Here is a 14,227-nt window from a genome sequence, read left to right as displayed (position 1 = left end):
GCCGCGCTCGCGGCGCGCACGCCCGTCATCGCCCTCGACGAGCCGCTCGCCGGCTTCGACGTGCGGCTGCGCACGCGCGTGCTCGACGCGCTCGCCGAGGCCTGTGCGCACGGCGCGACGGTCGTCATGGCGAGCGGCGACGTCGCCGCCGTCGGCGAATACTGCACGTATGCGGCACGGCTCGACGCCGGCCGCCTCGTCGCTACGGCCGCGTCGTCCGCGATGCGCGGGGCGCAGGCCGTGGCGCCGATGCGAGCCAAGGAGGCGCACGATGATGAACGGACGGTTATGCACGCCGGGCGACGGCTGGCTGCATCGGCTCGACACGCGCGTGAAGGTCCTCATATCGATCCTGCTCGTCGTGCTGTGCGCATGGTGGGGCAACTGGATCTTCCTGGCCGCCGTGCTCGTGCTCGAACAGCTCATGTTCCTCGCCGACCGCACGCCGGCGCGCTCGGTCGGCTCCGTGTGGGCCGCGTTCGCGCCCCTCGCCGCGCTCATCGCGATCATCATGGCGCTGTGTCTGAACGACTACGGCGACACGACGCTGTGGCGGCTCGGCTGGTGGCGCGTGAGCGCGCAGTCGCTGACGCTGTGCGGCGTCGTCGCGCTGAGGATTCTCGACATCGTCTTCGCGCTGATGCTCACCGTGCTGACGACGAGCCGGCGCGACTGGATCTGTGCGTTGAGCGCGCTGCGGGTGCCGTATCCGGCGGCGAGCCGCTTCGTCGACCGGCTCAACTGGCTGCCGCGCTGGCGGCGGGCGGTGCGCGAGGCGCGACGGCGCCAGGACGTGCGCGGCGTGAGGCCGACGCCGCTGTCGCGGCTGCGCCGCTGGGCGATCGCGCGCGACCTGATGGGCCGGTACGACGACCACGTCGTCATCGCCGAGCGTCTTCGCGGCGTGTACATCGACCGCGGCTCAGCGCGCCGCACATTGATGAGGCCGGCGCATATGCGCCTCGCCGACTGGCTTGCGCTGTTCGTCGCCGTGGCGCTCGCCGCCGGCGTCGTCGCGATGATCGTGCTCGGCTGGTGACAGGGGCGCCGCCTTCCTGATCGCAGTACGAGGTGCGGGCATCATCCTTGCGGATGATGCCCGCACCGCTTTTCCGCCCCGCGGCCGATGACGGCGACGGGACGGCGGACCTACCGTGGAATCCAACGACAACGAAACGACGCGGCCTTGCCGCGCCGACGAAAGGAAACCACGATGGACACACCGACCACACCGATGACGCCGGCCGCCGCGACGGCGCAGCAGAACCCCGCGGCGCCGTTCACGGCCTCGCGTCCGCACACGGCGATCGAGGCGATCGACCTCGTCAAGGACTACGGCGAGGGCAGCAGCGTCGTGCATGCGCTGCGCGGCGTCAACGTCGCCTTCGAACAGGGCCGCTTCACGGCGATCATGGGACCGTCCGGCTCGGGCAAGTCGACGCTGATGCACACGATGTCCGGCCTTGACGGCGCGACCTCGGGCCGCGTCATGTTCGAAGGCCACGACCTGACGAAGCTCGGCGACAAGCAGCTGACGATGCTGCGCCGCATGCGCATCGGCTTCGTCTTCCAGAGCTTCAACCTACTGCCGATGTTCACCGCCGAGCAGAACATCCTGATGCCGCTGACGCTCGCCGGCGCCAAGCCGGACCGCCAGTGGTTCGACCTGCTCGTGCGCACGCTTGGCATCCAGGACCGCCTCGACCACCGTCCCAACGAGCTGTCCGGCGGCCAGCAGCAGCGCGTCGCGATTGCCCGAGCGCTCATCACGAAGCCCGCGCTCGTGTTCGCCGACGAACCGACCGGCGCGCTCGACTCGGTCTCGAGCGCCGAGGTGCTCAGCTTCCTCAAGAGCTCGGTCAAGGAGCTCGGGCAGACGATCATCATGGTCACGCATGACCCGGTCGCCGCCTCCTACGCGGACCGCGCGATCGTCTTCGCCGACGGCAACATCGTCGCCGACGTCGACGACCCGACGGCCGAGTGGATGAGCGAGCTGCTCATGCGCGAACGGGAGCAGGCGACGCGCGCGGCAACCGCCGTGCCGCTGCCGGCGCACAAGGCCGAACATATGCAGGGACAGTCGCGGTGAGGCGCGCGGCGGCAACGACGACGGAGAGGATGCACCCATGCGATCGGTGACGATGCAGATGATGAAGAAGAACCTGAGGATGCTGATACCGGCGGGCATCGCGATCCTCATCGGCACGGCGTTCATCGCGGCGACGCTGCTGTTCACGAACGCCTTCGACAGGTCGCTGCGCGAACAGACGACCGGACAGTTCGGCGGCGCGAACTACGCGATCACGACGGACGGCGGCGACGGCGCGGATCCGGGCCAGGAGACGACGGTCGGCGACCTGCGGCTCGACGCGGTGGGCGCCGTCGACGGCGTCGAGGGCGTGCGCCCCGACGTCACGCGCTCCGTCCTGCTGGGCGCCGGCGACCAGCACGGCAGCGGCGTGGCGCTCGCGACGAGCGCCGACGTCCGGCTGCTGCCGGTCGAAATCACCGACGGCCGGGCGCCGTCGCCCGCAGGCGAGCGGCAGATCGCGGTCCCGGCCAAGCTCGCCGACCAGTGGCGGCTCAAGGTCGGCGACACGCTCACGCTGCGCGCGCAGTACGCCGAGGATCCGAAGGACCTGCAGGCGACGATCACCGGCCTGACCGACGACCCGAACAACGTGTACGGCTACTACAATGGCGCCTCGGTCATCTCCGACGACCTGATGGTCGCCTGCGCCGAGACGGGCTCCTTCGACCAGGTGCCGACGACCGGCGCCTACCTGTACATCGATCCGGCGCGCGAGGCGCAGGCCGTGCCCGCCGTGCAGGCCGCGACCGATCCGGCCGCGACGGTGCGCGACCGCGCGCAGATGGAGGAGCAGGCCATCAAGGCGCTCAGCTCCAATGGCGGCGACGTGACCAAGCAGTTCCTGCTCGCCTTCGGCGTCCTCGCCCTCGTCGTGGCCGCGCTCGTCATCGCGAACACCTTCCAGGTGCTCGTCGCGCAGCGCCGCCGCACGCTCGCGCTGCTGCGCACGATCGGCGCGACGAAACGCCAGCTGTACGTCTCGGTGCTCGAGGAGGCCGGCATCCTCGGCCTCGTGTCGTCGGCGCTCGGCGTCGCCGCGGGCGTCGGCCTGATGGCGCTCGCCACGCTCGCGACGAAGGACCGGTCGCTCGGCGGCATGCACCTGACGCTCGTCATGAGCTGGCAGGTCGTCGTCCTGCCGATCCTCTTCGGCGTCGTCATGACGGTGCTCGCCTCGATAGGCGCCGCGCGCTCGGCGACCGGCGTCAGCCCGTTCGAGGCGATGCACCCGATCGAGATCACCGGCCGGCGCAAGGCGCGCACGGGACGCGCCGTCGTCGGATGCGTGCTGCTGCTCGCCGGCGTCGCGGCCGCGCTCGCCGCGATCCCGATGACCCGCTCCGCGAACGGCGACGCCTCCGGCGCCGCGCTGCTCGCCGGCGTCGCCGGATGCATGCTCGTCTTCGTCGGCCTGGCAATGACGGCGCTGTTCTGGCTGCCGTGGATGATGAAGGGCGTCGGCGCGCTCGTCTCGCTGTGCGGCCCGGCCGCCAAGCTCGCGAACGCGAACATCCAGAAGAACCCGCGGCGCATCGCCGCGACCGGCACGGCGCTGCTCATCGGCGTCACGTTGATCTCCACATTGGCGACCGGCGCCGCGGCGGCGAAGGCGACGATGAACGAAGCGCTCGACAGCCGCTACAGCGTCGACGTGGCGGCCTCCGGCCCGCAGATCCCGGCCAAGGCCGTCGACGCGGTGAAGGCCGAACGCGGCGTCGCCGCGACATTGTCCGCGAAGACGGCGCAGGCCGAGTTCGCCGACGCGCAGGGCCACATCGTCTATACGACCGTCATCGGCGTGCCCGACGTGGCCGCGCTGCAGCATGTGCTCAACGTCGACCTGGGCGATCCCGCGCCGTCCCTGGGCGCCGGCGATGCGCTGATGCCGACGATCGAAGGCGGCAGCGGCGAAGCGCTGCGCCTCAAGGACGGCACGGCCGCGCTCACCGAGATCGGCGACGACGGCGAGGCGCAAGGCGCCGCGCACCGGCTGCACGTGACGCAGCGCGCCTACAAGCGCATCGCGCAGGACGCACCCAACGCCACCTTCGTCGACGCCTCGCTGTTCGACGACGGCACCTTCAAGGCCACCGGCGACACGCTGCTCGTCAAGCTCGACGTGCCCTCCGACCTGTCGCTGTCCAACGTCTACGACGCGATCGCGAAGGACCTGCAGGACTATCCGGACATCGCCGTGGGCGGCCCGGTCGCCGAACGCAGCATGTGGGAGAGCATGGTGAACATGATGCTGATGCTGCTCGTCGCGCTGCTCGCCGTGGCCGTCGTCATCGCCGTCATCGGCGTGGGCAACACGCTGAGCCTGTCGGTCATCGAACGCACCCGCGAATCGGCGACGCTGCGCGCCATCGGCATGACGCGCGGCCAGCTCAAGCGTTCGCTCGCCGTCGAGGCGCTGCTGATCTCGCTCGTCACGAGCGTCGTCGGCATGGTCGTCGGCACGTTGTTCGGCTGGCTCGGCATCTACATCGTGATGAGCCCGATCGCCGACGTCGTCTACGTCGTCGACTGGGGCACCTACGGCACCATCCTCGCAATCGCCGTCGTCTGCTCGCTGCTCGCGAGCGTGTTCCCGGCGCGCCGCGCCGTGAGGACGCCGCCGGTCGAGGCGCTCGCCGAATCCTGATCGTGGCCGGCGCGGCGCGCACCTTCCCTTCTCCTCGCATCCACGCCGCGCCGGCCATCGCCATCGGCCCGCGCCGATGACGGGCCGGCCCCTGCGCACTGCGATGCAGTGCGCAGGGGCCGGTCATATTCATTTCCATTGCGGATTCGCCCCGCCGCACCGGGCTACACCAGATGGTTCTCGTAGGCGAAGACGACGGCCTGCACGCGGTCGCGCGCGTTGATCTTCTGCAGGATGTGCGCGACATGCGTCTTGACGGTCGGCAGCGAGATGAACAGCTTGTCGGCGATCTCCTGGTTGGACAGGCCGTGCGCGATCTCGACGAGCACCTCGCGTTCGCGGTCGGTGAGCGTGGCGAGCTCGGGGTCGACGTAGTCGTCGCCGCCTGCGTGCGCGTCGGCGGAGGTGAGCGTGCCCTCCATCATCTTCTCGATGAGGCGCTTCGTGGCCGTCGGCGCGATGATCGCGTTGCCCTGGTAGACGGTGCGGATCGACGCGAGCAGCGTCTCCGGGTCGGTGTCTTTGAGCAGGAAGCCCGAGGCGCCGGCGTTGATCGCCGACATCACGTACTCGTCGAGGTCGAAGGTCGTCAGGATGATGACGCGCGTATGGCGCGTCCCCTCCCCGTCCCCGTTCGCATGCGCGTACGCGGTGATGCGCCCGGTCGCCGTCAGCCCGTCCATGCCAGGCATGCGCACGTCCATGAGCACGATGTCCGGATGCAGCCGTTCGACGAGTTCAACCGCCTGCGCTCCGTCCGAGGCCTGGCCGACGACCTGCATGTCGGGCTGCGAGTTGATGACCATCGTGAAGCCGGCGCGGATGAGCTCCTGGTCGTCCGCGATCACGATGCGGATTCCGTCGTTGCCTGTCATGCCGTCCAGTTTAGCCGCAGCGGTGCCTGCGCTCAGCGCGCGTCGGGGGAGTGCTCGCCCGCATGTTCGATCTGCTCGTTGAGCGACTTCGCCGGCGCGAGGCTCGGCGAACGGTCGTGCTCGCCCTCGTCGCTGAATCCGGTCTCGCGCAGCACGCTGAGCAGCTCGCGCATATGGGCGAGCGCCGTGCGCCCCTGCGCGCCGATCTGCGCGAACGCGTCGTTGATGAAGTCGGGCGACGGCGTCTCGCCGCGTGCGAGCTGCCCGTCGATCGTCGACAGTTCGGTCGTCGTCTGCTCGATGACGGCATTGAGCGTGTCGCTGACCTCGGCGCGGATGTTCGCGCTGATGCGGTCGCGTTCGTGGTTCGCCGCCATGACGCGCTGCTTGTCGCGCTCGGCCTCGAGCGCCTCGGTACGCGCCTGCAGCACCTGCGGGTTCGTGCCGCCGAGCCTCGTCCATGCGCCGAGCGCGTAGGCGAGGATGCAGAGGAACATCGAGAAGACGCCGTACTGGACGAGGGCCGAATGCGGCGAGCCGAGGTAGAGCGCCTCAATCGACGGGTCCGGCGTATGGGAGAGCCAGGCGAACAGGCTCGGGAATCCGGCGATGTTCATCGCGCAGCGCGCCGCGAAGGCGGTGCAGCCGAACGTGAACAGCGGCACGATCCACTTCCGGCTGCCGGCGCGCCCGTACAGCGCGACCGCGTGGATCGCGAACACGACGTAGAGGTCGGCCGTGTAGAAGCCGGGCAATACGAGCAGCTGCAGCAGGCACACGGCGGCCACGACGAGCGCGACGGCGCGCGGAAAGCGCCGGCGCAGCATCAGCGGCGCCACGACGGCCCAGGTCACGATGACGCCGAAGATGTAGGAGCGCCTGCCGCCGGGCGTCGTCGCCAGGTTCATGACCGGGCCCGTGACGCAGGTGAAGCAGCCGAGCAGCGTGAACATGACGACGTCCATCATCACGTAGTGCCGCTGCGTCCAGCGCGACAGCCGGGCGATCGCGCTGCGTGGGCTGTCGTCCTCGGCCTGGTCGAAGGGACGCGAGCGCAGCGTGTGCCCGAACTTGACGAAGAACGGCCAGACGATGCCCTCGTCGCCTTCTCGGCGCGCGTCGTCGTCCGTGTCCGCCGTCCCGTCCGCGCCGTCGGCGCCGGGGGAGGGGACCGTCGGGTGCGCGGCCGCATCAGCGGCGGCGACCGTGGATGTGCACGCGTCGACGTCGGAAGGGACGCCGCTCGCGGAGGGGATGTCGGCGAGCGCGGCGGCACCGTCTGCGGTCGCGGCCTCTGCATCGGCGGCGTCGACGTTGCCGAGTGGCACGACGGCGTGGACGTTGAAGCCGCCGGACAGCCGCGGGCCGGATTCGACGGTGCCGCCGACGGACTCGACGCGTTCGCGCATGCCGAGCAGGCCGTAGCCGGGCTTGTGCCCGTCGAGCGACGACGCCGCGCCGCGGCCGTCGTCGTCCACGTCGATGGACAAGGTCTCGGGACCCCAGTCGAAGGTCACCGTCACGTGCGTCCTCGCACCGGCGTATTTGCGGATGTTCGTCAGCGCCTCCTGCACGACGTGGTACATCGCGACGCTCGCGCGCCCGTCGAGGCGCGCGGGCGCCGGATCGCCGAGCGTGCGCGTCGTGAGCGTCATGTCCGGCGCGACGGCGCGCGCCTGTTCGATGAGCGCGTCGACGTCGGCCAGTCGCGCGTGCTCGGAGCCTCCGAAGACGCCGAGCAGCCGCCGCATGTCATGCAGCGCGTGCTCGGATTCGCGCCGGATCGTCTCCATCGTCTCGCGCGCTAGCTTCGGGTCGTCGCGCGCGGCGTAGCGTCCGCCGTCCGACTGGATGATGATGATCGACAATGTGTGCGCGACGATGTCGTGCATGTCCCTGGCGATGCGCGCACGCTCCGCCGACGCGGCGATCTGCCGCTCCTCGCGTTCGCGCGCGACGATCGCCTCGTTGCGTTCGTTGAGCAGACGGACCGTCTGATGGCGCGCCCGCTGCCAGAACGCGACGACGACCGCCATCGCGAGCGGCAGCGACACCGTGAACAGCACGATTGCGAAGGCCTGCGCGAACTGCGCGCCGCAATGCCCGCTGGCCGCCTCGCCGATCGGGCACGGGTACATGATGACGCCGAAGCGCTCGTCGCGCGGCTGCGGCAGCAGCGGGCCGAAGACCTGCACCGACGCGTTGACGAGCGACGTGAGCACGTCGAAGACGGCCGCCGTCGCCAGATAGCGGCGCAGATGGCCTCGCTCGCCGTAGACGATCGCCGCGCACAGCATCGGCACGGCCATGAAATCGGCGACGATCAGTGAAGGCCCGCACACGAGCTGCACGGCGACGACGCCGACGAACAGGCGCACGGCCAGTTCCGGACGCGTGCGGTGCAATATGTACGGGGCGGTCAGCAGCGCGCTCCACACCGTGCACGCGGCGACGGCGCCGGCGGACGAGGACGGATAGTCGAAGATCAAGCCGGCGCCGTCGTTCCACGCGAAGCCGCCGATCATCGAGATCCACAGCAGCATCAGCAGCATCGTCTCGAGCGCGTCGACGACGATGACGCGATGGTCGTGCATCCATCCGCGTGCGCGGACGCGGAAGGGCGCTCGACGCGGATCGGAACGTGGGGCATCGGAAGGCATGACGCCCAGCGTAGCGTGCGCGCGCGCCACCGGCAATCATCCGCGAGGACGAAGCCGTCGCCATGTCCGTACGGGGGATTGTGATGGAGACGGGCGTCGCCGGGCGCGCACCGCGGCCGCGGCGACGCGACGGCGCAACGAAAGGGGACACCATATGGGACTGCTTGCCGAATACTATCTGCCGGGACTGCACGTCTCGGAACACGCGATCGACGTGCCGCTCGACTGGGACGGCCACGAACCCGGCCGGGGCTTCGACGGCCCGCGCATCAAGCTGTTCTACCGCGTGCTCACCGCGCCCGAACACATCCACGACGACCTGCCGCCGCTGCTGTTCCTGCAGGGAGGTCCCGGCGGCGCCGGACCGCGCCCTCTCGACCCCCATTCGGACGGCTGGATCGCCGAGGCCGTCAAGCACTTCCGCGTCGTGCTGCCCGACCAGCGCGGCACCGGACGCTCCTCGCACATCGATTCCAACGTCATCGGCGCGATGGATGGCGAGGCCGGCGCCGACCATCTCATGCACTTTCTCGCCGACTCGATCGTGCGCGACTTCGAACACCTGCGGCGCACCGAATTCGCCGGCAGCCTGTGGACGACGCTCGGACAGAGCTACGGCGGCTTCCTGACGCTCACCTACCTGTCGCTGTTCCCGACGGCGCTCGCGGCCGCGTTCACGACCGGCGGCATCCCGCATGTGCCGGCCGACGCGACCGAGGTCTACCTGCACACCTTCCCGCGCATGCGGCGCAAGACCGAACAGTTCACCGACCGCTACCCGTTCGACCGCGCCCGTCTCGACACGCTCGCCGACATCCTCGCCTCGCAGCGCATCACGCTGCCCAACGGCGACCCCTTCACCGTCGAGCGCCTGCAGACGCTCGGCTCGTCCTTCGGTATGAAGCCGAGCTTCGAACATGTGCACTGGCTGCTCGACGAGGCCTTCGCCGCTGGCGACGGCAGCGCGTCTGAGACGTCGCCGCTGACCGACGAGTTCCTCGCCGACGTCGTGACGGCCACATCGTCGAACGCGCTGTACTGGCCGCTGCAGGAGTTCATCTACGCGAACGGCGAACTCGACGCGCCGATCGACTGGGCGGCGCAGCGCGTGCGCGACACGATGCCCGAGTTCTCGACCGATGCGCGGCCGCTGCTGCTGACCGGCGAGGCCGCCTTCCCGTGGATGTTCGAGCAGGAGCGTGCGCTCAGGCCGTTCCGCGCCGCCGTCGAGACGATGATGGGACGCACGCGCTTCGGCACGATCTACGACGCGCAGCAGCTCGCGCGCAACACGGTGCCGCTGCAGGCCGCCGTCTACTTCGACGACATGTACGTCGACTCGTCGCTGAGCCTCGACACGCTCGCGCACATCGGCAACGCGCACTGGTGGGTGACGAACGAGTTCGAGCACGACGGCGTGCACGGCGCCAGGGTCTTCCGCCACCTGTTCCAGGAGGCGCTCGACCGCGGCGACCTGCGCAAGCTGTTCTGAGCGCCCGACACTTCGGCGGCGCGCGTCCATGTCATGGCATGCCCGGGCAGGGACGCAACACGGATGCGCTACCGTGGACGACGAAGACAAACGCGCCCGGTGCGCACGGCAAGGAAGGAAGCACATGACGGATTCGTGCACGGTCGGATTCATCGGATTCGGCAACATGGGACAGGCGATCGCGAAGGGGCTCGTCGAGGCGGGCACGCTCGACGGCTCGCAGATCGTGGCCTGCGCGGCCCATTGGGACAAGCTCGTGGAGTCCACCGGCGCGATCGGCGCGACGGCGCTGCACGACGCGAAGGATGTCGTCGACGCCGCCGACATCATCGTCGTGGCGATCAAGCCGTACCAGATCGAGACGGTCATCAAGCCGCTCGTAGCCGACCTCGCCGGCGCCGACAAGTTCGTCGTGTCGATCGCCGCCGGATGGACGCTCGACCGCTTCGACACGATGATGGGGGAGATGAGCGAGCTCATCCACCTGCAGTGCACGATCCCGAACACGCCGATGGCCGTCGGCAAGGGCGTGCTCGTCACCGAGACCGACAACACGCTCACCGACGCGCAGCGCGACGAGTTCGAACGGATCTTCGGCTCAATCGCGCTCATCGAACGCGTCGACGGCGCGCACATGGACATCGCGATGTGCATCGCCGGCTGCGCGCCCGCCTTCACCGACATGTACCTCGAGGCGCTCGGCGACGCCGGCGTCAAGTACGGGCTGCAGCGCGCGACCGCCTACCGGCTCGCCGCCAAGATGATCGAAGGCGTCGGCGCGCTGTATCTGGCCACCGGCACGCATCCGGGCGCGATGAAGGACGCCGTGTGCTCGCCGGGAGGCACGACGATCAAGGGCGTCGCCTCGCTCGAGGAGAGCGCGTTCCGCGGCTCGGTCATCCGCGCCGTCGACGCGATCGAACAGGGCTGAGCGCCGCCCGCCGCCCGCCGCGGCGTTGACGAGCCGCAACGCTACAGTGGGCGGTATGTCTCTTACCATCGGAATCGTCGGACTGCCGAACGTCGGCAAGTCCACCATGTTCAATGCCCTCACCCGCAACAACGTGCTCGCCGAGAACTACCCGTTCGCGACGATCGAGCCGAACACCGGCATCGTGCCGCTGCCCGACGACCGTCTGCCGGTGCTCGCCAGGCTCGTGCACACCGAGAAGATCGTGCCGGCGACCGTCACCTTCGTCGACATCGCCGGCATCGTCAAGGGCGCCTCGGAAGGCGAGGGACTCGGCAACAAGTTCCTCGCGAACATCCGCGAGGCAGACGCGATCTGCGAGGTCGTGCGCGCCTTCGAGGACGACGACATCGTCCACGTCAACGGCCGCGTCGACCCGGCCGACGACATCGACACGATCAACACCGAGCTCATCCTCGCCGACCTGCAGACGATCGACAACGCGCTGCCGAAGCTCGAGAAGGACCTGCGCGGCAGGAAGATCGAGCCGTCGTACATGGAGGCCGTCAAGCAGGCGAAGGCGATCCTCGAGTCGGGACGCACGATCGACGCGGCCGCGCAGGCCGGCGAGATCGACAAGGACGAGCTCTACGACCTCCATCTGCTCACCGCGAAGCCGTTCATCTACGTGTTCAACGTCGACGACACCGAGCTGATGAACGACGGGTTCAAGAAGAAGCTCGACGATTCGGTCGCACCGGCGCCGGCGATCTTCCTCAACGCGCAGTTCGAGGCCGAACTGACCGAGCTCGACGAGGCGGACGCCCGCGAGATGCTCGAGGACGCCGGACTCAAGGAGTCGGGGCTCGACCAGCTCGCGCGCGTCGGCTTCGACATCCTCGGCCTGCAGACCTTCCTGACGGCAGGCGAGAAGGAGGTGCGCGCCTGGCAGATCCACAAGGGCTGGACGGCGCCGCAGGCCGCAGGCGTCATCCACACCGACTTCGAGAAGGGCTTCATCAAGGCCGAGGTCGTCTCCTACGACGACTTCGTGGCCGCCGACGGCTCGATGCCGAAGATCAAGGAGGAGGGCAAGCTGCGCCTCGAAGGCAAGGACTACGTGATGCAGGACGGCGACATCGTCGAATTCAAGTTCAACGTCTGAGCGACTGTAGCGTCACGATACGAAAACGGCGGAATCCCAACGGTTCACGGGTTGCGGACCATACGGAATCCGCCGTTTTCGCGTCTCCGGCGAAATGGCGGAACGAGCCGCGTGTGCGACCGATGGCTTGCCGGCCGCCTGTCCGCAACGACGAAAGACGCTGATGCGAAACTTGCCGCAGGGGAGCCGGTGCCATGCCCATCAGCGATCCGTCGTCATCGTATGCACACGCATCGGCTTCCCCGATATCGAAGACATCCCCGTCAACGTCACGGACGAGAGGCCACATCATTGGTCGGTGCGGTGCGGCTATTACGGCAACCCATCCCTGTGCCGCGGTCTGATGAGCCGTGAGCGGCCGGATCCGGAATCAGTTGTCGATGGCGTCATGGGCGCGCGCCGGCGTGACCATCGTCAGCATCATGACCGACGGCTCGAGCGCTCTGATCGCATGCGGCAGACGCGTCGGGAAGTAGATGAGGTCGCCGGGGACGGCCTCATGCTCCTCGTCGCCGCCGCTGATGAGCAGGCGGCCGCTGAGTGGCTGCACGAAGACCGGCATCGCCGCCGTGTGCTCGCTCAGCTCCTGGCCGGCATCGAAGGAGAACAGCACGACGTTGCCGCCCTCGGTCTGCATGACGGTGCGCGACACCGTCGCCTCCGGCTGGACGCTCACCATCTGCGCGACATCGTCGAGCGTCTGCATCCGTGTTTCCTCGTTGGTCATCGTCATCATGCTCCTCACATTTCTCGATATTCAGACATCCGCGTCATCTCCGGCGTACGCGCCGGCTTGCGGTGACATACGCACACAGTGTAGCGTCGCGGCCGAGGCATGAGAAGACCCCGCGCATCGCTCAATGCGAAACGCGGGGTCCATGGTGATGCGGATGCGGGCGGCGAATCGTGGCGCCGCCGGCTCCGACGCCGGTGCCGTCGCCGCTGGGCTCCTGCGACGCCGGGAAGGGGTTGACCGGCTCTGCAGGCTGCGGCGTCTCGTTCGACTTCGCATGTTCGCGTCTGAAGGCCTGCTCGGCCGCGTCATCCTTCGTGCCGCATCCGCAGCTCGAGGCCTCGCCGGCCGCGTTCGCCATGCCCCGGAAGTCGAGGTCGCCGTCCGAGGAGGCGCCCTTCGTCGCTCCGCCGTTCGTCGCGCCGGTGTTCATGTCGTCCGAATCGGCGTTGGTGCTGGTGGGTGTTGTGGTGGTTGTTGCAGTGGTCATGTCGGCCGCCTTTCTGTTCGTTGTCCTCCACGATACGGGGCACGGCTGTGGGTGGGGTGTACGCGACCTGCCAATGTCATGACCGTCCTCGCAGCCGATTCCCAGATTCGTCCGAGGCGGGGAATCGGCTGCATCTCAGCGGATGCGCGCGTAGGAGAAGTCGCGGATGCGTTCGAGCACCCGTTCGCTGTCCTCGAGCCATGTCATGCATACCGGGAACACATGGCCGAGCGTGCGCGTCGGCGGCGTCTTCTCGTCGTGCAGCTCGAAGTCGCGGCGGTGCGTCGACAGCGCCGTCGCCAGTTCGAGCGTCTGCGCCTCGATGAAATCGTCGCTGCTCGTCTGCAGGTACAGCGGCGGCACGTCGACATGCGAGACGAGCCCGGCGGGGGACAGGAAGGGCTGCGCCTCGTCGAGGTCGGCGAGGAAGCGTGGTCCAAGCGTGCCGGTCAGCGTCTCGCGCAGCGGCGAGTCGGCGGTCAGGTCGTAGACGCCGCTGACGAGCGCGCCGCCGGCGATCGGCAGCCCCGATGGCTTCGCGACGCCGAAAGCGGCCGCGGCCGCGGCGTCGCGTTCGATCGCGATCGTCAGCAGCGCGAGGCAGGCGCCGGCCGAGTCGCCGGTCAGGAACACGGCGTCGGGATCGACGGGGAAGCGTCCGATGTTCGCGCCGATCCAGCGCAGCGCGTCCTGGACGTCGGCGAGCTGGCCGCGCAGGTCGGTCTGCGGCGCCGGCCGGTAGTTGAGGGAGAAGACGGCGAAGCCGAGCGCGGCCAGATGCGTGCAGAAGTTGCGGTTGAGCTCCTTGTAGCCGTAGCAGAAGCCGCCGCCGTGAATGTCGATGTACACCGGCAGCGTCGCGCCGCCGCTAACGATTGCAGCATGGGGGAGGTAGAGGTCGAGCAGATGGCCGCGGACCTGACCGTGGGCGCGGTCGTAGCCGCCGTCGGCGCGGTAGGGCGCGTCGGCGATCACGTCGATCGATTCGGGGTCGTGCCAGTAGGCGGCGCGCGGATAGTCGAACTCGGCCGTGTCGAGCCGCATGCGGCGGATTTTCGCGGCCTGCTCGGCGCCCACGGAGCGCAGGTCGTCGTCGATCTCGGTCCAGTAGCGCGCGACCGGCGCGATCGCGCAGTCGAGGTCGTCGCGTTCCATCGTCAGGG

12 protein-coding genes are annotated in these 14,227 nt (G+C 69.0%); 6 read left to right on the top strand and 6 right to left on the bottom strand.

Annotated elements, in window-relative coordinates; all coding sequences use genetic code 11:
* The coding region (locus BCHO_RS09385; RefSeq protein ID WP_034256340.1) for a hypothetical protein at positions 1-260 on the bottom strand (260 nt) is incomplete at its 3' end.
* 11 nt (positions 261-271) lie between these two features.
* Here BCHO_RS09385 and BCHO_RS08400 point away from each other — a divergent pair.
* The 3 genes from BCHO_RS08400 (at position 272) to BCHO_RS08390 (ending at position 4,739) form a co-directional block, all read left to right on the top strand.
* Positions 272-1,039 carry an energy-coupling factor transporter transmembrane component T family protein gene (locus BCHO_RS08400; RefSeq protein WP_051354904.1) on the top strand — a complete coding sequence of 256 codons (768 nt, stop codon included), beginning with the start codon at positions 272-274 and terminating at the stop codon, positions 1,037-1,039.
* Between the two features lie 195 nt (positions 1,040-1,234).
* On the top strand, positions 1,235-2,092 hold the full coding sequence (locus BCHO_RS08395) for an ABC transporter ATP-binding protein (protein WP_152595903.1): 858 nt from the start codon (positions 1,235-1,237) through the stop codon (positions 2,090-2,092).
* 37 nt (positions 2,093-2,129) lie between these two features.
* Entirely contained in the window at positions 2,130-4,739 is a 2,610-nt protein-coding gene (locus tag BCHO_RS08390; protein WP_024541202.1) for an ABC transporter permease, read from the top strand.
* A 164-nt stretch (positions 4,740-4,903) separates the two neighbouring features.
* Here the strand turns inward: BCHO_RS08390 and BCHO_RS08385 are convergent, their stop codons facing one another.
* Both BCHO_RS08385 and BCHO_RS08380 read right to left on the bottom strand, forming a co-directional pair.
* Positions 4,904-5,614, bottom strand: coding sequence for a response regulator (locus BCHO_RS08385; protein ID WP_024541203.1), 711 nt, complete (start codon positions 5,612-5,614; stop codon positions 4,904-4,906).
* 32 nt (positions 5,615-5,646) lie between these two features.
* Positions 5,647-8,274, bottom strand: coding sequence for a sensor histidine kinase (locus BCHO_RS08380; protein WP_152595901.1), 2,628 nt, complete (start codon positions 8,272-8,274; stop codon positions 5,647-5,649).
* 154 nt (positions 8,275-8,428) lie between these two features.
* On the opposite strand from BCHO_RS08380, the gene BCHO_RS08375 reads away from it, so the two are divergent.
* The 3 genes from BCHO_RS08375 (at position 8,429) to ychF (ending at position 11,841) form a co-directional block, all read left to right on the top strand.
* Positions 8,429-9,766, top strand: a complete 1,338-nt coding sequence (locus BCHO_RS08375; protein WP_024541205.1) for an alpha/beta fold hydrolase — start codon at positions 8,429-8,431, stop codon at positions 9,764-9,766.
* A gap of 124 nt (positions 9,767-9,890) precedes the next feature.
* Positions 9,891-10,697 carry a pyrroline-5-carboxylate reductase gene (gene proC, locus BCHO_RS08370; protein ID WP_024541206.1) on the top strand — a complete coding sequence of 269 codons (807 nt, stop codon included), beginning with the start codon at positions 9,891-9,893 and terminating at the stop codon, positions 10,695-10,697.
* A gap of 55 nt (positions 10,698-10,752) precedes the next feature.
* Positions 10,753-11,841: a redox-regulated ATPase YchF gene (gene ychF, locus BCHO_RS08365; protein ID WP_024541207.1), complete on the top strand. Its 1,089-nt coding sequence runs from the start codon at positions 10,753-10,755 to the stop codon at positions 11,839-11,841.
* Positions 11,842-12,211: 370 nt separating this feature from the next.
* Here ychF and BCHO_RS08360 read toward each other — a convergent pair whose 3' ends face one another.
* The 3 genes from BCHO_RS08360 to BCHO_RS08350 form a co-directional block, all read right to left on the bottom strand.
* Positions 12,212-12,568: a cupin domain-containing protein gene (locus BCHO_RS08360; protein ID WP_024541208.1), complete on the bottom strand. Its 357-nt coding sequence runs from the start codon at positions 12,566-12,568 to the stop codon at positions 12,212-12,214.
* 130 nt (positions 12,569-12,698) lie between these two features.
* On the bottom strand, positions 12,699-13,064 hold the full coding sequence (locus BCHO_RS08355) for a hypothetical protein (protein ID WP_024541209.1): 366 nt from the start codon (positions 13,062-13,064) through the stop codon (positions 12,699-12,701).
* A gap of 135 nt (positions 13,065-13,199) precedes the next feature.
* A complete protein-coding gene (locus BCHO_RS08350; protein WP_051354916.1) occupies positions 13,200-14,219 on the bottom strand; it encodes an alpha/beta hydrolase in 1,020 nt (339 codons plus the stop codon).
* Positions 14,220-14,227 lie beyond the last annotated feature (8 nt).

The organism is Bifidobacterium choerinum, from assembly GCF_000741135.1.
Classification (GTDB): Bacteria; Actinomycetota; Actinomycetes; order Actinomycetales; family Bifidobacteriaceae; genus Bifidobacterium; species Bifidobacterium choerinum.
This window is presented reverse-complemented; position numbering and strand designations above follow the sequence as displayed.

Excerpts from the sequence above, each read along its gene's own strand:
- BCHO_RS08400 (WP_051354904.1), top strand. The coding sequence starts at position 272 with ATGATGAACGGACGGTTATGCACGCCGGGCGACGGCTGGCTGCATCGG.
- BCHO_RS08395 (WP_152595903.1), top strand. The coding sequence starts at position 1,235 with ATGACGCCGGCCGCCGCGACGGCGCAGCAGAACCCCGCGGCGCCGTTC.
- BCHO_RS08390 (WP_024541202.1), top strand. The coding sequence starts at position 2,130 with ATGCGATCGGTGACGATGCAGATGATGAAGAAGAACCTGAGGATGCTG.
- BCHO_RS08385 (WP_024541203.1), bottom strand. The coding sequence starts at position 5,614 with ATGACAGGCAACGACGGAATCCGCATCGTGATCGCGGACGACCAGGAG.
- BCHO_RS08380 (WP_152595901.1), bottom strand. The coding sequence starts at position 8,274 with ATGCCTTCCGATGCCCCACGTTCCGATCCGCGTCGAGCGCCCTTCCGC.
- BCHO_RS08375 (WP_024541205.1), top strand. The coding sequence starts at position 8,429 with ATGGGACTGCTTGCCGAATACTATCTGCCGGGACTGCACGTCTCGGAA.
- proC (WP_024541206.1), top strand. The coding sequence starts at position 9,891 with ATGACGGATTCGTGCACGGTCGGATTCATCGGATTCGGCAACATGGGA.
- ychF (WP_024541207.1), top strand. The coding sequence starts at position 10,753 with ATGTCTCTTACCATCGGAATCGTCGGACTGCCGAACGTCGGCAAGTCC.
- BCHO_RS08360 (WP_024541208.1), bottom strand. The coding sequence starts at position 12,568 with ATGACCAACGAGGAAACACGGATGCAGACGCTCGACGATGTCGCGCAG.
- BCHO_RS08355 (WP_024541209.1), bottom strand. The coding sequence starts at position 13,064 with ATGACCACTGCAACAACCACCACAACACCCACCAGCACCAACGCCGAT.
- BCHO_RS08350 (WP_051354916.1), bottom strand. The coding sequence starts at position 14,219 with ATGGAACGCGACGACCTCGACTGCGCGATCGCGCCGGTCGCGCGCTAC.